Source organism: Borrelia turcica IST7 (assembly GCF_003606285.1).
In the GTDB taxonomy this organism is placed as follows: domain Bacteria; phylum Spirochaetota; class Spirochaetia; order Borreliales; family Borreliaceae; genus Borrelia; species Borrelia turcica.
Map to the genome: position 1 here is coordinate 47261 of NZ_CP028885.1, position 20695 is coordinate 67955.

The 20695-nt window shown below is 33.7% G+C and carries 21 protein-coding genes; 17 read left to right on the forward strand and 4 right to left on the reverse strand.

Annotated features, from left to right (window positions below):
• Positions 1 to 4 precede the first annotated feature (4 nt).
• From DB313_RS04850 to DB313_RS04870, 5 genes are read left to right on the forward strand one after another with little or no spacing between them, the layout of a single operon-like run.
• The gene (locus DB313_RS04850; protein WP_120104750.1) at positions 5 to 1414 is read left to right on the forward strand and encodes a hypothetical protein; all 1410 of its coding nucleotides are present in this window, start codon (positions 5 to 7) and stop codon (positions 1412 to 1414) included.
• Between the two features lie 8 nt (positions 1415 to 1422).
• Complete coding sequence (locus DB313_RS04855) at positions 1423 to 1992, forward strand: DUF792 family protein (RefSeq protein ID WP_120104751.1); 570 nt, start codon at positions 1423 to 1425, stop codon at positions 1990 to 1992.
• A 21-nt stretch (positions 1993 to 2013) separates the two neighbouring features.
• Positions 2014 to 3228, forward strand: coding sequence for a hypothetical protein (locus tag DB313_RS04860; protein ID WP_120104752.1), 1215 nt, complete (start codon positions 2014 to 2016; stop codon positions 3226 to 3228).
• A gap of 49 nt (positions 3229 to 3277) precedes the next feature.
• A complete protein-coding gene (locus DB313_RS04865; protein ID WP_120104753.1) occupies positions 3278 to 4210 on the forward strand; it encodes a DUF693 family protein in 933 nt (310 codons plus the stop codon).
• Positions 4203 to 4823, forward strand: coding sequence for a DUF777 family protein (locus tag DB313_RS04870; RefSeq protein ID WP_120104754.1), 621 nt, complete (start codon positions 4203 to 4205; stop codon positions 4821 to 4823). Before DB313_RS04865 ends, DB313_RS04870 begins: the two co-directional genes overlap by 8 nt.
• 101 nt (positions 4824 to 4924) lie before the next feature.
• Here DB313_RS04870 and DB313_RS04875 read toward each other — a convergent pair whose 3' ends face one another.
• The 4 genes from DB313_RS04875 to DB313_RS04890 all read right to left on the reverse strand — a co-directional run bounded on the left by DB313_RS04875 (position 4925) and on the right by DB313_RS04890 (position 7140).
• On the reverse strand, positions 4925 to 5299 hold the full coding sequence (locus DB313_RS04875; protein ID WP_120104755.1) for a hypothetical protein: 375 nt from the start codon (positions 5297 to 5299) through the stop codon (positions 4925 to 4927).
• 148 nt (positions 5300 to 5447) lie between these two features.
• Entirely contained in the window at positions 5448 to 5756 is a 309-nt protein-coding gene (locus tag DB313_RS04880) for a hypothetical protein (RefSeq protein WP_120104756.1), read from the reverse strand.
• Between the two features lie 108 nt (positions 5757 to 5864).
• Positions 5865 to 6059, reverse strand: a complete 195-nt coding sequence (locus DB313_RS04885; RefSeq protein ID WP_120104757.1) for a hypothetical protein — start codon at positions 6057 to 6059, stop codon at positions 5865 to 5867.
• A 169-nt stretch (positions 6060 to 6228) separates the two neighbouring features.
• The gene (locus tag DB313_RS04890; protein ID WP_120104758.1) at positions 6229 to 7140 is read right to left on the reverse strand and encodes a hypothetical protein; all 912 of its coding nucleotides are present in this window, start codon (positions 7138 to 7140) and stop codon (positions 6229 to 6231) included.
• A gap of 373 nt (positions 7141 to 7513) precedes the next feature.
• Between DB313_RS04890 and DB313_RS04895 the strand changes: the two genes are divergently transcribed.
• The 12 genes from DB313_RS04895 to DB313_RS04950 all read left to right on the forward strand — a co-directional run bounded on the left by DB313_RS04895 (position 7514) and on the right by DB313_RS04950 (position 20623).
• Positions 7514 to 8899, forward strand: coding sequence for a hypothetical protein (locus DB313_RS04895; protein ID WP_120104759.1), 1386 nt, complete (start codon positions 7514 to 7516; stop codon positions 8897 to 8899).
• A gap of 149 nt (positions 8900 to 9048) precedes the next feature.
• The gene (locus tag DB313_RS04900) at positions 9049 to 9453 is read left to right on the forward strand and encodes a hypothetical protein (RefSeq protein ID WP_120104760.1); all 405 of its coding nucleotides are present in this window, start codon (positions 9049 to 9051) and stop codon (positions 9451 to 9453) included.
• 386 nt (positions 9454 to 9839) lie between these two features.
• Positions 9840 to 10748 carry a hypothetical protein gene (locus tag DB313_RS04905; RefSeq protein ID WP_120104761.1) on the forward strand — a complete coding sequence of 303 codons (909 nt, stop codon included), beginning with the start codon at positions 9840 to 9842 and terminating at the stop codon, positions 10746 to 10748.
• A gap of 95 nt (positions 10749 to 10843) precedes the next feature.
• The gene (locus tag DB313_RS04910; RefSeq protein ID WP_120104762.1) at positions 10844 to 11785 is read left to right on the forward strand and encodes a hypothetical protein; all 942 of its coding nucleotides are present in this window, start codon (positions 10844 to 10846) and stop codon (positions 11783 to 11785) included.
• Positions 11786 to 12014: 229 nt separating this feature from the next.
• Positions 12015 to 13061: a hypothetical protein gene (locus DB313_RS04915; RefSeq protein WP_120104763.1), complete on the forward strand. Its 1047-nt coding sequence runs from the start codon at positions 12015 to 12017 to the stop codon at positions 13059 to 13061.
• Between the two features lie 220 nt (positions 13062 to 13281).
• Complete coding sequence (locus DB313_RS04920) at positions 13282 to 14226, forward strand: hypothetical protein (protein WP_120104764.1); 945 nt, start codon at positions 13282 to 13284, stop codon at positions 14224 to 14226.
• Between the two features lie 148 nt (positions 14227 to 14374).
• Entirely contained in the window at positions 14375 to 15346 is a 972-nt protein-coding gene (locus tag DB313_RS04925) for a hypothetical protein (RefSeq protein WP_120104765.1), read from the forward strand.
• Positions 15347 to 15405: 59 nt separating this feature from the next.
• Positions 15406 to 16350, forward strand: a complete 945-nt coding sequence (locus tag DB313_RS04930) for a hypothetical protein (RefSeq protein ID WP_120104766.1) — start codon at positions 15406 to 15408, stop codon at positions 16348 to 16350.
• 56 nt (positions 16351 to 16406) lie between these two features.
• A complete protein-coding gene (locus DB313_RS04935; protein ID WP_120104767.1) occupies positions 16407 to 17312 on the forward strand; it encodes a hypothetical protein in 906 nt (301 codons plus the stop codon).
• 59 nt (positions 17313 to 17371) lie between these two features.
• Positions 17372 to 18388, forward strand: coding sequence for a hypothetical protein (locus tag DB313_RS04940; RefSeq protein WP_120104768.1), 1017 nt, complete (start codon positions 17372 to 17374; stop codon positions 18386 to 18388).
• A 60-nt stretch (positions 18389 to 18448) separates the two neighbouring features.
• Positions 18449 to 19423: a hypothetical protein gene (locus DB313_RS04945; protein WP_120104769.1), complete on the forward strand. Its 975-nt coding sequence runs from the start codon at positions 18449 to 18451 to the stop codon at positions 19421 to 19423.
• Positions 19424 to 19639: 216 nt separating this feature from the next.
• Complete coding sequence (locus tag DB313_RS04950) at positions 19640 to 20623, forward strand: hypothetical protein (protein WP_120104770.1); 984 nt, start codon at positions 19640 to 19642, stop codon at positions 20621 to 20623.
• The last annotated feature ends 72 nt before the right edge of the window (positions 20624 to 20695 follow it).

The following is a 20695-nucleotide window of genomic DNA, read 5'->3' on the forward strand; positions in this document are numbered from 1 at the left end:
TTTTATGAGATATAATTTATTGAAACAGTGTGGAAATAAATCTTTTGTCGGGGAACTAGAGAAGGATTTGTTTGCACCCAACACTCCTTTATTAACCAGTGGGTTTTTTAACCATATTGGCTTAAAAATGACAAATTATGAACACTTAAGAGAACAGATTGAATCTGTTCTCTTGTGTTTAGATACACAGGAAAATTTATTTAAAGAAGTCAATGCTAGTTTAAAGAGTGGCTTGCCTTGTATTAATGCTTTAGGACTAGAAACAGAAATTAGTGGTTCAAGTTCTTTGCAGGATTTGTTTGATTCCTTAAGACTAGAGAGTAGACTAGAGAGTCAGGAAGGCAATTCTAGTGACGATAGGGAAACTTTACCTAGCAATTTGAGTCAAAATCTTTTATCAAGCTTAATTCGTTTAGCAAATTTAGTTCCTAGAGGGACGGGAAATACCCTAGATTTTGCTTTAGGAAGTGTTTCTGGTAATCACATTGGTATTCCTATTGCTAATTTAAATAGAGAAAACAGTGAATATGATTTAAAAGACAGGCTAGATTCTCCTCTTTCTTCTACAAACGCTCAAGATAAATTTAAATTAGGCACAAACAAAAATCTTAAAGAATTTAATTGGCATAAACTAGTTGATGATGTTAGCGATACTAGTAAGCAAAAATTAAACATAGAATTAAGACAACCCACTAATCGAGTGGGCATTAGAGATATTACTTATAGTAATTTTGAAAATAAAGAAATAAAAGACATGCTTACGGACACGGGTAAGTTTGAAACTCAAGTAGACATGAATGATTTTATTTTAAAGACCTGTGGGTTTAAATCTCTGCTATCTAGTGCTCTGCCTGGTAATAATGGTGGGACACTGTTTGATGCGGTTAAACTTGCAAGTTATTTAAAGACGAGCGAGCACTTGCAGGATAATGATGAGGCTGTGTCTGTTATATATGATTTATTTAAAGGTGATAATAGTCGTTTGTCTTCGATTGTTAATAATAGAGAACACAATAAATGTGGCTCTTATGGTTTGGGTGATAATTTTAGTATCAACTTTGCAAATGATGCATGCTCAAGTGGCGATTTGGTGAAAAGTAGACTTAATAGTGCACTTACAAGTTTTGGTAGCCTAGATTCAAGTCAAGGTTTAAATTCTAGTGTTATCGCAAGTCCATTGGGGTATAAAGAAGACATGCAGTTGGTTAACGAGCAGATTAGAGAACTTTTAAGTTATATGCGTAACCTAGACTTTACAAAAAATATTGCAGAGCCCTTAAGCGATGCTTTTTTCAATATGGAAAATGCCATTAATACCTTAGCAGATTCATTTAAGATAGGTATGCAATCAAACCACTTTAACAGCAACATGAGTGAGTATAAGAAGGGCAGTGAGTTCTCTCGCATGCCTTAGGAGCTTATATGTTTAGTATACTAGAGAAAACAACACTACTTATTCGGGAAATTGTGAGTCAAGTTTTAAGTCTTTCAAGTGCATCTAACTTTATTGCGCTTTTTCCACGCCCTGATTTTAAAGGTTTAGCATATCTTCCTCAAGTTTTTTTTGTATTCCCAAAAAAAGGGTCTGTAGAAGAGCATTTAAGTAGCATTAGTAGCCAGAGGGCAGTTATTAATATTGCAAACAGGCATTCTGAATTTGTAAATTATAATGTTACCGCAAATCCTGAAGTAATTACGCTAAATAACGCAGTACTCTCATCTCTTTATGAAAAGGTTTTGCTTGACAATTTAAGAGTAACCCCTTTTGCAAACAGCGCATTGGAGTTTAATTCTAATTTTGTAAAGATGCAGTTTAGAGAAAGATTTAAGGCGGGCGTTTATTATACCATTTATGGCCCTTCTATAGGATTTTATGAGACGGCTATTATTAATTCCTTAAAAATGAAAAGTACTCCATTCATTGATGAATTGGACATTAGCTTGCAAATTAAAATAGTCAAAACTTTTAATTTTTCAAGCTATAAAGGTTAAAATAGGTTTAGGAGAATATTTATGGTTAAGGTTATTTATATATTATTTTTATTGTTGTTAAGTTTAAATCTTACAGCTAAGGTACCCTCAAGGCCTTTTAATTTCAATAATTGGAATTTTGAACAAGATATTGAGGATGCATATGATTTAAGCTATGAATACAGGGAAGGAATGCTAATTAAGGCCACTGATTCAATTAGGCATCTTAAGGCTGACCGAATTTTAAAAAGAATAACAGAATTTGAGAACTATTATGATGCTCTTTTAAATTTAATAAGAGATGATTTTTTTTTAAAAGTAGAGACTGAGTTTTTAAGGAAAGGTAACAATCATAGTGATGATGATATTTTCTTGGAAGTTGACCACAGAATTCAAGATATCATAGAAATTCCTATGGAAAGGCGTCTTGGAAAAGATAAGCATAGGCTTTTTAATTTTAGTAATAAGAACTTGATTGAAAATCCCGATTATACCAAATTATTTATTAGCATACAGATGCGAGAGATTGAGTTTTTAGAAGATTATATTACGCGTAGGCTTGGTATAAAGTTAGATTCCCCACACGACAATTCAGTTAAAGCAAGACCAGCTAATGGAAATATGAGACCAGCTAATGGAAATATGAGACCAGCTAATGGAAATATGAGACCAGCTAATGGAAATGTGAGACCAGCTAATGGAAATGCAAGACCAGCTAATGGAAATGTAAGACCAGTTGATGGAAATGTGAGACCAGCCAATGGAAATATGAGACCAGTTGATGGAAATGTGAGACCAGTTGATGGAAATGTGAAACCTGTTGATGGAAATGTGAAACCTGTTGATGGAAATGTGAGACCAGTTAATGGAAGTGCGAGACCTGTTGGAAGTGTGAGACCTGTTGGAAGTGCGAGACCTGTTGGAAGTGCGAGACTAGCTGGAAGTGTGAGACCTGCTGGAAGTGCGAGACCTAGTGGAAGTATGAGACCCAGTGGAAGTGCGAGACCTGCTGGAAGTGCGAGACCTAGTGGAAGTATGAGACCCAGTGGAAGTGCGAGACCTGCTGGAAGTGCGAGACCAGCTAGAAGTATGAGACCAGCTAGAAGTATGAGACCAGCTAGAAGTGTGAGACCAGCTGGAAGTATGAGACCAGCTAGAAGTGTGAGACCAGCTGGAAGTATGAGACCTGCTGGCAGTATGAGCCTTGATGGTAGTACTAGACTAGCTGACAGAAAAGATCTTTATAACTTTGAATAACTTGTGACAACAATCATGTTTTATTCACTAGTTAATAAAGGAATTGTTTATGTTGTTGTTTCAATATAACTTTAAAATAGAGTTTTATAGTGTGAACAGGGGTGCCATTAGCCTTAGGCCTAAGCTTGTAATAAAGACAAAGGATGGTGCTCCTCTTGTTAATATTTTAATTAGTAATGAATATTTAACTTCAAGCTTGATGCAATGCAAAAAGGCACGGTTGCAGTTGTTTAATATGCCTTTGAATTTTAATAAGTCTTTAAAAATTGGAGATGTTGTTAAGATATATTACGGAAAGTTTTCTTATGAAGCGAATATAGACTATAAGTTCATTATGGCTGGATACTTGGGAGCACCTATTGATTTTGATTTTGAAAATGGCGATTTTATTTGTGAGTATGATGTTTACCTTATAACAAAAGATACATTTTTAAATAAAAAACTTCCTGTTAAGAATTTTCATGGTCAATCATTAGAAGACGCAATAAGGGAAGTATTTAAAGACAAGGCCGTTATTCATATTGGCAGAGAAGACAGAGAGCGCACAATAGATGAGAGTTTTTATGTATCAACCTTTAAAGAGTTTATAGAAAAGCTTTTGGGTAAATATGTTCATTCAATATTTGTTGATTCTGGGGATTTGACTAGTGAGGTTGATACTAGGTTTATTTTTATAAATTTTAATGCGTTAGGTGGTGTTGGGAGGTCTTATAAGAATTTACAAGACTATGCACTCTTATTTATTCCTCAAAAGGAAGTAAGGGCATTGGGGCAGTTTACTTTTAATTTTTGGAACGCCACACTTCTTTTCACAGACAAGATTAAGGTAGGGGACAGAGTTAAGTTTATAAATCGATATGGAGAAGTTGTAAAGGCTATTGTACAAGAGACAAGTGCTCATTTAAGCAACATAGGTGATTGCACATTAAAATTAAAGCTTTACGATGAATCTAATGAACTAGGTAAGGTAGTATATGAATAAAAATTATGATGTTTGCAGAAGTTTAGGCAGTTTAAGCAATGACTCTCTGGCACTTGAGGATGCTAGGCAATATTTGCACAAGAATGTGTTTATTTGCAGGATTGGTGTTATTAAACAGTTTGATTTTAAAACTCAGGAAGGGGTTGTTTTAATTGAAGAATATGATGATTTGGGTATCTCAACTCGTAATATTTCAAGCCTAAGGCTTTCTCTTAAAGAAGGCGATAAGGTAATATTGCTTCAAAGTAGTATCAATATTTTCAATGAATCGGATAATAATTATTTTGACAAAAACTATTTTTATATCTTAAATGCCATAGACCCTAAGTGTGCAAGCATTAAGATAGATAAATTTAATATATCTTCAAAGGAACTGGGCATTAAAAGCGACAAGTTAGGACTTGATGCTAAGAATGCAAGCCTTGAGGGCGAGAGCATTAAGGTTTCTGTTAAGTCTTTAGTCATTGAAGCGGACAGCATTTCATTTAAAGGAAAAGTATATATTAATGGTAAATTATTTGAAAGTCATACGCATGGCGGGGGTAGCATAATGTATGTTAATGCAACAGGAACCCCTACTCTTGTAACGGGCAATACTTCAGGTGTTTCTTAAGTCTGGGGGGACTAATATTTAGAATCCATTAAAATAAAGCCTAAATATTAGTCAAGTGATTTAGTTATTTTGTCTTTTATAAAGTTCTTTATTCAAATATGCTATGTTGAGAACATATGATTAATTATCTTGTTCATTTCTCCGTTTATATCTGGCTTTATTTCCTGTAATATTTCTCTTTTTATTTCTTCCTTTACTGCTTCTAATACGCCTCTTTTTATTTCTTGATTTATTTCTTGCTTTATATCTTGCATTACACTTTCTCGTATCTTTTCTCTTATGTCTTTCATCATCCCTTGCTTAACTTTTTCTTTTATGTCTTTATTGACATCACTAGCAATACCTTGCTCCACCGCTTTCCTGACCCCGTTCCTTATAGTAAGGTTTATATCGATTTTGATATCTTGTATTATTAGTTTTATCAAGGAATCCATATTTTCATGTAAATATTCTATTTTTTCACTTAAGTAATCCATGTCATTATTCTAATACCTATTACATTAAATTGATAGTTTTATTTAATAAAATAAATGTAAAAATTTATCTGAGTGATTATGTAGGCTCGTGGAAGAGAAAAATGAACACTACAACCTATTTAGCATAGGGAATATAGTAGCTAGGCTTTTAGTATCGTCTTCGTCCTCGCCTGCCACTTCCTCCTATTTTTTTCCCATGCTTCTTGTAATTGTCATAGTACCACTTGTTGTAAGCTTTCTTGTCCTTGCTACCCCCGTAGTAACCTCCTCCATAGTCATATTCTTGTGTTTTATCATCAAGAGCTTTTGTTGTAAGAGAATTAGTATCATCCTTGATTTTGTTTAATTCTGATTCTGGTTTTTTGGTTGTTTTCGTTAATTTTTCATGAAAATCGGAAATCAGACCACAAGACATCATAAAAAGTAAAAATACTGTTTTAATTAAAAAGTTTGTCATAAGCTAGCTCAAAATTAGTTATTATCAACATTACTCTAAAGAAGATAGAAAGAAGAAAATAACTATTATACTGCCTATAGTCTAGGGAATATAGTAGTTAGGCTGTGGCTAGCGTCTTCTTCCCCGTCCGCCACTTCTTCCTCTTTTTATTCCATGTTTCTTGTAATTGTCATAGTACCATTTGTTGTAACCTTTCTTGTCCTTACTGTCACCGTGGTAACCTGAGCTATCTTCTGTGGAAGTGCTCTTACAAGAGATGACGCAAAGTAAAAGTATTATTATTTGAATGAAAATTTTGTTCATTAATATCCCCTCCGTATGCATAAAAGTAGCGCAGTATTAACTATAATAAGCTAATTACATGTTTATGCTTGCCAATTATTAGTCATACCGTTGTTGTGGTTCAAATAAAAGAAAAAGCAAGGCCACATGACCTTGCTTTTTTATGTTTTAAATGAGGTGATTTAAATAATTAGATTTTAAAATTAATTTTAGCTGCTTGTATGTGTTTGAATAATGTGTTGTCCCAGAAGTCTTTGGTGAAAGTTGTAATAGTTTGTATTTGAGTGTCAACATCGTTGTATTGAATATAGTAAAAGCGTGCTGCTAAATTAGTTGGGTATCCCATTTCTAGGTTATTTTTCAATCCTTCGTTGTTTTGGATGCTATTTAAATTTTTATAAACATTAAACATTTTTGTTATGTGTTCATAATTAACTAAGTCTTTTTCTTGGGACTCATTAAGCTTCTTAAAGAAAGTATTAATTGAGTCGACAAGTTCATTATCTCTGTTTATAGAACTTGATAGTTGTGCTCCTTTCAATAGAGAATCTTTAATAAATAATAGCTTTTCATCTATTAATTCTCTCTCAGCCTGTTTTGCAGCTGCCTCTTTAGCTTTTCTTGTAGCCTCAGCCTCAGCCTTTTCTGCTGCTTCTTTAGCTTGTCTTGCTAGCTCAGCCTGCTTTTCTTCCTCAGCTTTTCTTGTAGCCTCAGCCTTAGCCTTTTCTTCTGCCACTTCAGCCTGTTTATCTAGCTCATCCTGTTTTGCCACTTCTTCTTCTTGCCCCACTGCCACTTCTTCAGCTTTTGGTTGCTCTTCATCCTGCTTCACCACGGCTTCTTCTTCCTGTTTTGGCTCTTCCTGTTTACCCACCTCAGGCTGCTTGCCCGCTTCATCATTGTTCTGTGCCACATAATCTTTATATATATCCAAAGCTTCATCTGCTAGTTTAAGAACATCTTTATTATTTAAAAGGTCTGTTGTTGTTTGCAATAATTTTTCTTGTAAATCTTCACCGCTACCACCTAGTGATGATAATTCTTTATCAAAGTGACAACTTGATAATAGTAGCACTAAAGTTATTGTTATTAATTTTTTCATAATTCTTCTCCTGCATATGCTTTTATTTTAAAGATATAAATAAACATATTTAAGCATACAATTGTTAATTTAACGCAATTTATCTCATTTCAAATAAAATGCATAAATTTTTTACTACATTTTTAATGTTAATAATAATTAAAACATATTTTCTAATTTTATATAGAGTTTAATCTTTTTAAGTAATACATGAGTAAAGACAATAAAAGCCCCAGGTTAATTAAAAGGTTAAATTAGCATTTTTAGAAAGAGATTGGCGTTACAAAATAAAATTAGTATATAATTGTTATCATTATGATATTAAATCATACTAATTTAATAATTAATATATAATAATATAATTGCTATTTGTTAATTATCAAAAGGAGATTTAATGAAAAGAATTAGTATAATATTGTTTATTTTACTTACTGTGTTAATGGGATGTCGTCAAGAAGGGGTCAGTCTTGTTGGATGGAAGAGATTTTCTAAAACAGAAAAAAAGACAGAGGCAAAAAGCGGAATAAATACAGGCGTAGGAACAGAAACAAACGCAGGAAAGAAAGATGAAGCAGGGAAAGAAGAATCAAACACAGCAGATGATACAACAAAGGAAGAAGAGTCGGAAGTAAAACCAACAGATGATACAAAAGAAAAAGATAAAGTAGCAGAAGTAGGTGTAACGGGTGATACAAAAAAAGAAGATAAATTAGCAGGAGCAAACCCAGCAGGTGAAGCAAAAAAAGAAGAAGAAGTAGTAAAAGATAAAGGAAATACAGGGAGTGGAGCAAGTGTAGCAACAGCTACAACTGAAACAAGTGTAGCAGTTCCAACAAGTGCACCAGAACCAGCAAATGCACCAGAACCAGCAAATGCACCAGAACCAGCAAATGCACCAGAACCAGCAAATGCACCAGAGCCAGCAAGGGCGCCAGAACCAGCAAGTGCAACAGTGCCAGCAAGTGAACCAGTACCGGCAAGCGCACCAGCACCAGCAAGTTCCCCAGCGCCAACAAGTGCCCCAGCACCAGAAGTAAAACCAACAGATGATGCAGAAAATAAAACAAAAGAGCAGGAAGATAAAAAAAATGCAGTCCAAGACTCAATACAGCAGGATAGTGTTGACTCAATAAAGAAGGCTGAAGAGCCAAAACAAGACCCTTACCTTGAACTAGAGAGAAGAGTAAAGTCATTTAAGAGCGAGCTTGATGATGCTAAGAGTACATTTGTATCGCAAGGCCATTCATTTACTGCTCTTGTAGACAGACTCAGTAAGATAGGGGGTATTACAATTAGGTATGGGCATTATAGTACTCCAAAGGTACAGCATAATATATATTCATCTTTAAAGTATGATGCTCTTGATATAAAACAGTTTGAAGAAATATTTGTTAAGCTACCACTTAATAGAGTTGACTTAGGCGGGAGTGACAATAAGTATATTGCCAGATTGTTGGTAACGTTGCTAAATAGCATTGGGAATTTAACTAATGGGGTGATAAATGAGAGTTTTAAGGATGCAGGCCTAGCAAAACTTAAGAACAGTCAAGACGCAACAGCTATTCCTACAGCTCTAAAGCTTTTAAATGAATTTATTTCTAAGAGAGAAGAATTAATAAATAATATCCAAAAACAGTTGTCAAGAGCAGGCGCTCAGAAGAATAATGAAGCATTGATGAGAGCAGAATTGCTTAAAATAACAGACAAAAACTCAGATATTAATAAAGAAAACAAGAATCTTGATAATATAAGAAAAAATATTAGAAAGATAGTTAAATAAAGGAGGCCAGAGTACTGGTCTTCTCTTTTTATATATATATATTTATAATTGGAAAATCATGTTAGGCTTAATATATAATGGTATTAAGTCTAACATGATAATTAATATATAAGTAAATAATGCATAGTATGTATTAAAGGAGAGATTACATGAGAAAATATGTAATAGTGTTTTTTATGTTACTTGCAGTTTTGATGAGTTGTAGCCAAGAGGCAGGAAAGGAAATAAGTAAATCAGTGATAGAGAAAGTCTACGAGGACGAGATAGAGAAAGATGAAGAAGAGGAAGAAGACGAAGAAGACGACGAAGAAGGTGAAGTAAAAGACAAACGTAGAGTAAAAGAGTTTCTTTATGCTAACCTTGAAAAGAAAGTAAATGATTACCTAGCAGAGATTAAAGCAAACTTGTCAGAAATAGAGGTAAAAAAGCAAATTAAAGCATTTATTAATAAAGAGATGCAAAAGATGACAAACAGCAATTTAAATTTACAAGGAATACTTCAAAGGCTCAAAAAAATCTCAGAGGATGTTGAAAGATTAAATAAAGCTCAGTAAAAAGAGCATCTTTTATATCTTATTTTATAGAGTAATTTTAGCAATGTTTATGTTAAACTTAATATGTAATGATATCAAGTTTAACTTGATAATTGCTATATAATTGATATAGAAATAAAAAGGTAATGATATTATATTGAAGGAGCATTACATGAGGAGATAAATAATATTATTTATGTTACTTGTAGTGTGAATGATCTTATTTTGTAAAAAAGTAAAGAATATATTGATAATTTTTAAATTCAATAATCATAGAAATAAATTCGTTTAATCATTAAAAAGGAGCAGATGGCTCTTATGACACAGAGTAGATGAATTTAAAATACCTATTTATAATTGAAATAAATGTAAATGATAATTAGTCAAAATAGAAAAAGGAGGATTACATGAAGTTGCATAGAGTATTGTTGATATTGCTAGTTATATTGATGAGTTGTAGCCAGCAAGCACCTAAAGAGAAAGCCGGAGAAAAGACGGGGATAACAAAAACAGGGAAGAATAAGATAAAGCAAAAAGGCGTTAAGAAGAATAAACTAGATAAAAAGACTGTAGAGGACGACGAAGATAACGAGAAGCCCGATGAAGATAATGATGAGACCAATGAAGATAACGATGAGACCGATGAAGATAACAAGAAGACCAATAAAGATAATGATGAGACCGATGAAGATGAAGATGAGTATGAGGACGAAATAACAGATGCTAAAGTACTGTCCTCTCCCTTAGGGAAGAAAGTAAAGTCATTAAGGGAAAAGCTTAAGAAAGCTAAGAAAGGTTTCGTTGCGAGTGGGCATTTTAAACAGTTTGCAGATAAATTCTACAAATATAACACAATGTATGCTGCTTTGGATAGAGTAGATTATGTATTTGCAAGTCTGGAATATGATGTAGCTTATATAAAGCAGGTAGACGAAGTATTGAACAAAGTACTACATAATTATACACAAGACCCTAGTTGCAATTCTTTCGTGCTCGCGTTATATAGAATAACAGAACTCAAATACAATGTTTTATACAAGCATTTATCAGGCGAAAACCTATCTAAGCTTATTAAAAGTAAAGATTCAGTAAAAATACGGGCGGTTAATAAACTTTTAGATGATTTTATTAAGGCAAGGTCAAATTGCATAGGGCAGATTAGAGCACGAATTGCAGAAGCAGCGAAAAAGAACAGACGAGACTTAATGGAAATTGAGTTAGATAAGATAGCAGATGAAAAAGACCCAGAGTTTAAGAAATCATATGATAGCCTTTTTGAAATGGAGAAAGAAATAGGACAATTGATAAATAGTTAGAAAGGACTAGTAGGGAAGACTACGTAGCACAAGTAGGTTTAGTATAAATTTAGTTAATGTTGATTAAAAATGTTAGTAAGAAAAAGGAGAATGATATGAAAATATATAGAGTATTGTTGATATTGCTAGTTATATTGATGGGTTGTAGCCAGCAAGCACCTAAAGAGAAAGCAGGAGAAAAGACGGGGATAACAAAAACAGGGAAGAAGAGAAAGCAAAAGGGCATTAAGAAGAATAAACTAGATGAAAAGCCAGTAGATGATGAGACAAGTGATAATAATAGTGGAGAGGAAGAGGAGATAAGTGATAATGATACTGGTGAGGAAGCTAATTCGGGCGATGGCGAGGAAGAGACACTTTACTCTACTTTAGAGAAAAAGGTCAAGGAATTAAGGGAGAAACTAGAGAGAGCTAAGAATAAATTTAAAGAGGAAGAGCGTCCATTTCCTAACGAAGAAGAACGTAGTCGTTTATTCCCTAACGTTCAAGAGTCTAAAAGGGCTTTAAGAGCATATATTGAGAAGGAGTATTCATTTTTTAACATTGTAAAATTGATGAAGTCTCAAAACAGTCATAAGTACCCAGATGAGGTGGATGACATTTATGCAGGCCTAGAATATGACGCTGGTCTTCTTACAGAGGTAGATAAAATGATTCCTAAATTAAACCATAAGGGTCAATCTAGTGAACCATTCTCGTTTTATCACCACTTCTTATTTGTAGTAGGTGAAGTTGGAGAATTTAACCGAGAAGTTTTATATGAGTATTTAAGTGATGCAAAACTGGCTAAGCTTAAGAGTGGTAGTGAAGCGGATATTGTAAAGGCCAATGAACTTTTAGATGAGTTTATGAAGAAAAAGGCATATTTATTAGAGTTGATTAAAGCACAAATTAAAGCAGTAGAAAACAAGAAAAAAAGAGACGATTTCTATATGAAGTTTATAAATCCTAGAGTAGACGAAATTACAGATGCATATGATAAATTGCGAAAGAGTAGGAAAAATATTGAAGAATTTTGTTCGAAGTTGAATAATTAGCTGGAGCTTTTTTAAAAGCTCAGATTGACTAGACTTACATTTAATAACAATAGGGCATGGTGGTTTATTGTTAAGCTTATATAGACGTTAATTATTCATATGAAAAGCAAAGTAGGAAGATGTAGAGCAGAAACATGGAGGAGTAGGAAGTACTACGTAGCACAGAGTAGGTTTAGTGTAAGTTTAGTTAATGTTGATTAAAAATGTTAGTAATAAAAAGGAGAATGATATGAGGTTATATAGAGTATTGTTGATATTGTTAGTTATATTGATGGGTTGTAGCCAGCAAGCATCTAAAGAGAAAGCCGGGAAAAAGACGGGTACAACAAAAACAGGGAATAAGAGAAAGCAAAAAGGCATTAAGCAGAATAAACTAGATGAAAAGCCAGTAGATGATGAGACAAGTGATAATAATACTGGTGTTGCAGGAGAGATAAAAGATAATAATACTGGTGAGGAAGGTAATTCAGGCGACGGTGGAGGAAAGGCAGATGAGACAAAAGATAATACTACTGGTGAGGAAGCTAATTTGGGTGACGGCGGGGAAGCTACACTTTACGCTACGTTAGAGAAAAAGGTCAAGGAATTAAGGGAGGAACATGAGAGAGCTAAGAATAAATTTAAAGAGGCAGGGCATCCATTTCCTAACAAAGAAGAGCGTAGTCGTTTATTTCCTAACAGTCAAGAGTCTAAAAGGGCTGAAAGAGCATTTATGGCGAAGCAGTATTCATTTTTTAACATTGTAAACTTGATGAGGTCTCAAGGCAGTTATAAGTACCCAGATATAAGGTCTCAAGGCAATCATAGGTACCCAGATAGGATGGATGACTTTTATGCAGGCCTAGAATATGACGCTGGTTTTCTTACAGAGTTAGATAAAATAATTCCTAAATTAAACCATGAGGAATTAAACTATGGGAGTAGTGAAGCATCCTCGTTTTATCACCACTTCTTAAATAGAATAGGTGAAGTTGGAGAATATAACCGCAAAGTTTTATATGAGTATTTAAGTGATGAAAAACTGGCTAAGCTTAAGAGAGGTAATGATGCGGATATTGAAAAGGCCAATGAACTTTTAGATGAGTTTATGAAGAAAAAGGCAGATTTATTAGGGTTGATTAAAACACAAATCAAAGAAGTAGAAAACTATAAAAAAAGAAACGATTTCTATATTAAGGTTATAGAGGCTAGACGAGACGAAATTGTAGATGCATATCATGACTGGGAAAAGAGTAGGAGAAATATTAAAGAATTTTGTTCGAAGTTGAATATTTAGTTGGTGCTTTTTTAAAAGCTCATATTGACTAGACTTACATAAAATTCTTAGGGATTTATTGTTGAGCTTATATAGATGTTAATTATTCATATGAAAAGCAAAGCAGGAAGATGTAGAACAGAAACATAGTAGGACTAGGAAGACTTCGTAGCACAGAGTAGGTTTAGTATAAATTTAGTTAATGTTGATTAAAAATGTTAGTAATAAAAAGGAGAATGATATGAGGTTGTATGGAGTATTGCTGGTATTGCTAGTTATATTGATGGGTTGTAGCCAGCAAACATCTAAAGAGAAAACAGGAGAAAAGACGGGTACAACAAAAACAGGGAATAAGAGAAAGCAAAAAGGCGTTAATCAGAAGAAACTAGATGAAAAGCCAGTAGATGATGAGATAAATGATAATGATGATGGTGAGGAAGGCGATATAAAAGATAATACTACTGGTGAGGAAGGTAATTCGGGCGACGGTGGAGGAAAGGCACGCTACGCTGTGCTAGAGAAAAAGGTCAAGGAATTAAGGGAGAAACATGAGAGAGCTAAGAATAAATTCAAAGAGGCAGGGCATCCATTTCCTAACGAAGAAGAGCGTAGTCGTTTATTCCCTGACAGTCAACCTAATATTCATGGGTATAGTAGGGCTACAAGAGCATTTCTTGCGAAACAGTATTCATTTTTTAACATTGTAAAATTGATGAGGCAACAAGACAGTGATAGGTACCCAGATTTTATGGACGACATTTATGCAGGCCTAGAATATGACGCTAGTCTTCTTGCAGAGGTAGATAAAATAATTACTAAATTAAACCATGAGGGTCAATCTAGTGAACCAAAATGGTTTTATCTCTTATTCTTAAATAGAATATGTGAAGTTGGAGAATATAACCGCAAAGTTTTATATGAATATTTAAGCGATGCAACACTTGCTAAGCTTAAGAGTGGTAATGAAGCGGATATTGAAAAGGCCAATAAACTTTTAGGTGAGTTTATGAAGAAAAAGGCAGATTTATTAGGGTTGATTAAAACACAAATCAAAGCAGTAGAAAACAAGGAAAAAAGAAGCGATTTCTTTATGAATTTGATAAGGCCTAGACTAGAAGCAATGAGAGATGTATATGATGACTTGGAAGAGAGTAGTGAAAATATAAAGAATTTTGTTCGAAGTTGAATAAGTAGTAGGTGCTTATTCATATGAAAAGCAAAGTAGGCAGTAGAACAGAAACATAGAAGGAGTAGTGAAGACTTCGTAGCACAGAGTAGGTTTAGTATAAATTTAGGTGTTGATTATAAATGTTAGTAATAAAAAGGAGAATGATATGAAGATATATGGAGTATTGTTGATATTGCTAGTTATATTGATGGGTTGTAGCCAGCAAACATCTAATGAGGAACTAGATGAAAAGCCAGTAGAAGATAAGATAAAAGATAATAATACTGGTAAGGAAGGCGAGACAAAAGATAATAATGCTGGTAAGGAAGGTGAGATAAAAGATAATAATGCTGGTAAGGAAGGCGAGATAAAGGATAATAATACTGGTAAGGAAGGTGAGACAAAAGATAATGATGATGGTGAGGAAGATAATTCGGGCGACGGAGTGGATGAGACATGTTACTCTACGTTAGAGAAAAAGGTCAATAAATTAAGGGGGAAACATGAGAGAGCTAAGAATAAATTCAAAGAGGCAGGGCATCCATTTCCTAACGAAGAAGAACTGAGTAATTTATTTCCTAACATTCAAGATCCTGAAGAAAGGACTAAAAAAATATTTCTTGAGAAACAGTATTCATTTGCTAACATTGTAAAATTAATAAGTCAAGCAACAAGAAAGTTCCCAGGTAGGATGGATGACACTTATGCAGGGCTAGAATATGACGCTGGTCTTCTTACAGAGTTAGATAAAATAATTCCTAAATTAAACCATAAGGGTCAAATTAATGAACCATACGCGTTTTATGACTACTTCTTAAATAGAATAGGTGCAGCTGGAGAATTTAACCGTAAAGTTTTATATGAGTATTTAAATGATGCAACCCTGGCTAAGCTTAAGAGTGGTAGTGCTGAGGATATTGCAAAGGCCAATAAACTTTTAGATGAGTTTATGAAGAAAAAGGCAGATTTAGTAGGGTTATTTAAAGCACAAATCAAAGAAGTAGAAAAACAGAAACAAAGAAACGATTTCTATATTAAGGTTATAGAGGCTAGACGAGAAGAAATTGTAGATGCATATCATGACTTGAAAAAGAGTAGTGAAAATATTAAAGAATTTTGTTTGGAGTTGAATAAGTAGGCTTAGTATAAATTTAGTTAATGTTGATTAAAAATGTTAGCTAGAAAAAGGAGAATGATATGAAGTTGTATAGAATATTGTTGATATTGCTAGTTATATTGATGAGTTGTAGCCAGCAATCATCTAAAGATAAAGACAAAGAAAAGCCGGGGGCAACAAAAACAGGGAATAAGAGAAAACAGAAAGGCATTAAGTATAATAAACTAGATGAAAAGTCAGTGGATGATGAGACAAGTGATAATAATGCTGGTAAGGAAGGCGAGATAAAAGATAATAATGCTGGTAAGGAAGATAATTCGGGCGACATTAAGGAAGAGACACTTTACGCTATGTTAGAGAAAAAGGTCAAGGAATTAAGGGGGAAATATGAGAGAGCTAAGAATAAATTTAATGAGGAAGGGCATTCATTTCCTAACAAAGAAGAGCGTAGTAGTTTATTTCCTAACATTCAAGATCCTAAAGAAAGGACTGAAAAAGTGTTTCTTTCAGAGAAGTATTCATTTGTTAACATTGTAAAAATGATGAGGCAACAATTTTACAATGATTTCCCAGATTTGATGGATGACACTTATGCAGGCCTAGAATATGACACTGGTCTTCTTACAGAGGTAGATAAAATGATTACTAAATTAAACCATGAGAATCAAGGGGGTGACCCATACTGGTTTTATAACTACTTCTTAAATAGAATAGGTGCAGTTGGAGAATTTAACCGAAGAGTTTTATATGGGTATTTAAGTGATGCAACTCTGGCTAAGCTTAAGAGTGGTAATGATGCGGATATTGAAAAAGCCAATAAACTTTTAGATAAGTTTATGAAGAAAAAGGCAGATTTAGTAGAGTTGATTAAATCACAAATCAAAGCAGTAGAAAACAAGGAAAAAAGAAGCGATTTCTATGTGAAGTTTATGAAGCCTAGACAAACAGAAATGGAATATGTATATGAAGAATTGAAAGAGAGTAGGAAAAATATTGAAGAATTTTGTTTGAGGTTGAATAAGTAGGTTTAGTATAAATTTAGATGTTGATTATGAATGTTAGTAAGAAAAAGGAGAATGGTATGAAGTTATATAGAGTATTGTTGATACTGCTAGTTATATTGATGAGTTGTAGCCAGCAATCATCTAAAGATAAAGACGAAGAAAAGCCGGAGACAACAAAACCAGGGAAGAAGAGAAAGCAAAAAGGCATTAAGCAGAATAAACTAGATGAAAAGTCAGTAGAAGAGGAGACAAAAGATAATGATACTGGTAAGGAAGAAGATTTGGGCGACGTTGGGGGAGAGGCACGTTACTCTGTGTTAGAGAAAAAGGTCAAGGAATTAAGGGAGAAACATGAGAGAGCTAAGAATAAATTAAAAGAGGCAGGGTATTCATTTCCTCGCGAAGAAGAGCTTAGACATTTATTTCCTAACATTCGAGAGCCTGAAAGGACTGAAAAAATATTTCTTGAGAAGCAGTATTCATTTGCTAACATTGCAAAATTAATAAGTCAAACAACAAGAAAGTTCCCAGGTAGGATGGATGACTTTTATGCAGGCCTAGAATATGACGCTGGTCTTCTTACAGAGTTAGATAAAATAATTCCTAAATTAAACTATGAGGGTAAAGTTAATAAATTATACTGGTTTTATCTCTTATTCTTAAATAAAATAGGAGAAGCTGGAGAATTTAACCGCAAAGTTTTATATGAGTATTTAAATGACGCAACCCTTGCTAAGCTTAAGGGTGGTAATGATGCGGATATTGAAAAGGCCAATAGACTTTTAGATGAGTTTATGAAGAAAAAGGCAGATTTAGTAGAGTTATTTAAAGCACAAATCAAAGCAGTAGAAAACAATAAAAAAAGAAGCTATTTCTTGAGTGAGTTTATAGAGCCTAGACGAAAAGAAACTGGAGATGCATATTATGCCTTGAAAGAGAGTAGTGAAAATATTGAAGAATTTTGTTCGAAGTTAAACAAGTAGGTTTAGTGTAAATTAAATTAATATTGATTATAAATGTTAGTAAGAAAAAGGAGGATGATATGAGGTTATATAGAGTATTGTTGGCATTGCTAGTTATGTTGATGGGTTGTAGTCAGCAAGCATCTAAAGAGAAAGACGAAGAAAAGCCGAGGATAACAAAAACAGGGAAGAAGAAGAGAAAGCAAAAAGGCGTTAAGCATAAGAAACTATATGAAAAGCCAGTAGATGATGAGATAAATGATAATGATGATGGTGAGGAAGAGGAGATAAATGATAATGATACTGGTAAGGAAGCTGAGATAAGTAATAATAATACTGGTAAGGAAGCTGAGATAAGAGATAATAATACTGGTAAGGAAGCTAATTCGGGCGACGGTGGGCGAGTGGAAGAGACACTTTACTCTGTGTTAGAGAAAAAGGTCAATAAATTAAGGGGGAAGCTTGAGAGAGCTAAGAATAAATTTAATGAGACAGAGCGTCCATTTCCTAACAAAGAAGAGCGTAGTCGTTTATTCTCTAGCATTCAAGAGTCTAAAAGGGCTACAAGAGCATTTCTTGCGGAGCAGTATTCATTTTTGAACATTGTGAAATTGATGGTGCAACAAGGCAGTGATAGGTACCCAGATAGGATGGATGACATTTATGCAGGCCTAGAATATAACGCTGGTCTTCTTGCAGGGTTAGATAAAATGATTACTAAATTAAACCATGAGAGTCAAGATAATGGACCATCCTCGTTTTATCACTTATTCTTATTTAGAATAGGTGAAGTTGGAGAATTTAACCGCAAAGTTTTATATGAGTATTTCAGTGATGCAACACTTGCTAAGCTTAAGAGAGGTAGTGATGCGGATATTGAAAAGGCCAATGAACTTTTAGATGATTTTATAAATAAAAAGACAGATTTATTAGCGTTGATTAAAGCGCAAATCAGAGTAGGAGGAAAACAGAAACACAGAAGCGATTTCTATATGAAGGTTATAGAGGCTAGACTAAAAGAAACGGGAGAGGCATATTATGACTTGAAAGAGAGTAGTGAAAATATTAAAGAATTTTGTTCGAAGTTGAATAAGTAGGTTTAGTATAAATTAAAGTAATGTTTATTATAAATGTTAGTAAGAAAAAAGGAGAATTATATGAAGTTATATAGAGTATTGTTGATATTGCTAGTTATATTGATGGGTTGTAGCCAGCAAGCATCTAAAGATAAAGCCGGGAAAAAGCCGGGGATAACAAAACCAGGGAAGAAGAGAAAGCAAAAAGGCATTAAGCAGAAGAAATTAGATGAAAAGCCAGTAGAGGAGGAGATAAGTGATAATAATACTGGAGAGGAAGATGGGATAAATGATAATGATGATGGTGAGGAAGAGGAGATAAGTGATAATAACACTGGCGAGGAAGAGGATTTGGGCGACGTTGGGGGAGCGACACTTTATGCTACGTTAGAGAAAAAGGTCAATAAATTAAGGGAGAAACATAAGAGAGCTAAGAATAAATTAGAGAAAAAGCATCCATTTCCTAGCGAAGAAGAGCTTAATCGTTTATTTCCTAAAATTCAAGAGCCTGGAGATAGGACTGCAGGAGCATCTCTTGCGAAGGATTATCCATTTTTGAACATTATAAAATTGATGAAGCCCCGATTCGTTAGAGGTTTACAAGAAAGTATGGATGACTTTTATGCAGGCCTAGAATATGACGCTGGTCTTCTTACAGGGTTAGATAAAATAATTACTAAATTAAACCATGGGAGTCAAGTTGATGAACCATCCTTGTTTTATCACCAATTATTATTTAGAGTAGGTGCAGCTGGAAAATTTAACCGCAAAGTTTTATATGAGTATTTAAGTGATGAAACACTTGCTAAGCTTAAGAGTGGTAATGATGCGGCTATTGAAAAGGCCAATAAACTTTTAGATGAGTTTATAAATAAAAAGGCATATTTATTAGGGTTGTTTAAAGCGCAAATCAAAGAAGTAGAAAACAAGAAAAAAAGAAGCGATTTCTATAGTAAGTTTATAGAGCCTAGACGAAAAGAAACTGGAGATGCATATTATGCCTTGGAAGAGAGTAGTGAAAATATTGAAGAATTTTGTTCGGATTTGAATAATTAGTTGGTGCTTTTTTAAAAGCTCATATTGACTAGACTTGCATAAAATTCTTAGGGTTTATTGTTAAGCTTATATAGACGTTAATTATTAATATGAAAACAAAGGAGGATGTAGAACAGAAACATAGAAAGTGAGTAGAAAGAATCCGTAGCACAAGTAGGTTTAGTATAAATTAAATTAATGTTGATTATAAATGTTAGTAAGAAAAAGGAGAATAATATGAAAATATATAGAGTATTGTTGATATTGCTAGTTATATTGATGGGTTGTAGCCAGCAAGCATCTAAAGAGAAAGCCGGGAAAAAGCCGGGGATAACAAAAACAGGGAATAAGAAGAGAAAGCAAAAAGGCATTAAGCAGAAGAAGCTAGATGAAAAGCCAGTAGATGATGAGATAAATGATAATGATGATGGTGAGGAAGATGAGACAAGTGATAATGATGATGGTGAGGAAGATGAGATAAGTGATAATGATACTGGTAAGGAAGATAATTTGGGCGACATTGGGGGAGCGACACTTTATGCTACGTTAGAGAAAAAGGTCAAGGAATTAAGGGGAAAACATGAGATAGCTAAGAATAAATTCGAGAAAAAGTATCCATTTCCTAGCGAAGAAGAGCTGAATCGTTTATTTCCTAAAATTCAAGAGCCTGGAGATAGGACTGCAGGATCATCTCTTTCAAAGGATTATCCATTTTTTAACATTGTAAAATTGATGATGCAACAACCCAGTTATAAGTCCCCAGATGAGATGGATGACATTTATGCAGGCCTAGAATATGACGCTGGTCTTCTTGCAGGGGTAGATAAAATAATTACTAAATTAAACCATAAGGGTCAATCTAAAGAACCAACCTGGTTTTATTACTTCTTCTTATTTTACATAGGTGAAGTTGGAGAATTTAACCGCGAAGTTTTATATGAGTATTTCAGTGATGCAACACTTACTAAGCTTAAGAGTGGTAGTGAAGCAGATATTGCAAAGGCCAATGAACTTTTAGATGAGTTTATGAAGAAAAAGGAAGATTCAGTAGAGTTGTTTAAAGAACAAATCAAAGCAGTAGAAAACAAGGAAAAAAGAGACGATTTCTTTAGTGAGTTTATAAAGCCTAGACTAGACGAAATTAAAGGTGCAAATGGTAAATTGGAAAAGAGTAGGGACAATATAAAGAATTTTGTTCGGATTTGGATAATTAGTTGGTGATTTTTTAAAAGCTCATATTGACTAGACTTACTTAAAATTCTTAGGGTTTATTGTTAAGCTTATATAGATATG

Coding starts and splice junctions, on each gene's coding strand:
- DB313_RS04945 (WP_120104769.1), top strand. CDS start 18,449: ATGAAGTTATATAGAGTATTGTTGATATTGCTAGTTATATTGATGGGT.
- DB313_RS04850 (WP_120104750.1), top strand. CDS start 5: ATGAGATATAATTTATTGAAACAGTGTGGAAATAAATCTTTTGTCGGG.
- DB313_RS04940 (WP_120104768.1), top strand. CDS start 17,372: ATGAGGTTATATAGAGTATTGTTGGCATTGCTAGTTATGTTGATGGGT.
- DB313_RS04870 (WP_120104754.1), top strand. CDS start 4,203: ATGAATAAAAATTATGATGTTTGCAGAAGTTTAGGCAGTTTAAGCAAT.
- DB313_RS04920 (WP_120104764.1), top strand. CDS start 13,282: ATGAGGTTGTATGGAGTATTGCTGGTATTGCTAGTTATATTGATGGGT.
- DB313_RS04860 (WP_120104752.1), top strand. CDS start 2,014: ATGGTTAAGGTTATTTATATATTATTTTTATTGTTGTTAAGTTTAAAT.
- DB313_RS04900 (WP_120104760.1), top strand. CDS start 9,049: ATGAGAAAATATGTAATAGTGTTTTTTATGTTACTTGCAGTTTTGATG.
- DB313_RS04855 (WP_120104751.1), top strand. CDS start 1,423: ATGTTTAGTATACTAGAGAAAACAACACTACTTATTCGGGAAATTGTG.
- DB313_RS04910 (WP_120104762.1), top strand. CDS start 10,844: ATGAAAATATATAGAGTATTGTTGATATTGCTAGTTATATTGATGGGT.
- DB313_RS04915 (WP_120104763.1), top strand. CDS start 12,015: ATGAGGTTATATAGAGTATTGTTGATATTGTTAGTTATATTGATGGGT.
- DB313_RS04865 (WP_120104753.1), top strand. CDS start 3,278: ATGTTGTTGTTTCAATATAACTTTAAAATAGAGTTTTATAGTGTGAAC.
- DB313_RS04890 (WP_120104758.1), bottom strand. CDS start 7,140: ATGAAAAAATTAATAACAATAACTTTAGTGCTACTATTATCAAGTTGT.
- DB313_RS04885 (WP_120104757.1), bottom strand. CDS start 6,059: ATGAACAAAATTTTCATTCAAATAATAATACTTTTACTTTGCGTCATC.
- DB313_RS04925 (WP_120104765.1), top strand. CDS start 14,375: ATGAAGATATATGGAGTATTGTTGATATTGCTAGTTATATTGATGGGT.
- DB313_RS04905 (WP_120104761.1), top strand. CDS start 9,840: ATGAAGTTGCATAGAGTATTGTTGATATTGCTAGTTATATTGATGAGT.
- DB313_RS04935 (WP_120104767.1), top strand. CDS start 16,407: ATGAAGTTATATAGAGTATTGTTGATACTGCTAGTTATATTGATGAGT.
- DB313_RS04930 (WP_120104766.1), top strand. CDS start 15,406: ATGAAGTTGTATAGAATATTGTTGATATTGCTAGTTATATTGATGAGT.
- DB313_RS04880 (WP_120104756.1), bottom strand. CDS start 5,756: ATGACAAACTTTTTAATTAAAACAGTATTTTTACTTTTTATGATGTCT.
- DB313_RS04950 (WP_120104770.1), top strand. CDS start 19,640: ATGAAAATATATAGAGTATTGTTGATATTGCTAGTTATATTGATGGGT.
- DB313_RS04895 (WP_120104759.1), top strand. CDS start 7,514: ATGAAAAGAATTAGTATAATATTGTTTATTTTACTTACTGTGTTAATG.
- DB313_RS04875 (WP_120104755.1), bottom strand. CDS start 5,299: ATGGATTACTTAAGTGAAAAAATAGAATATTTACATGAAAATATGGAT.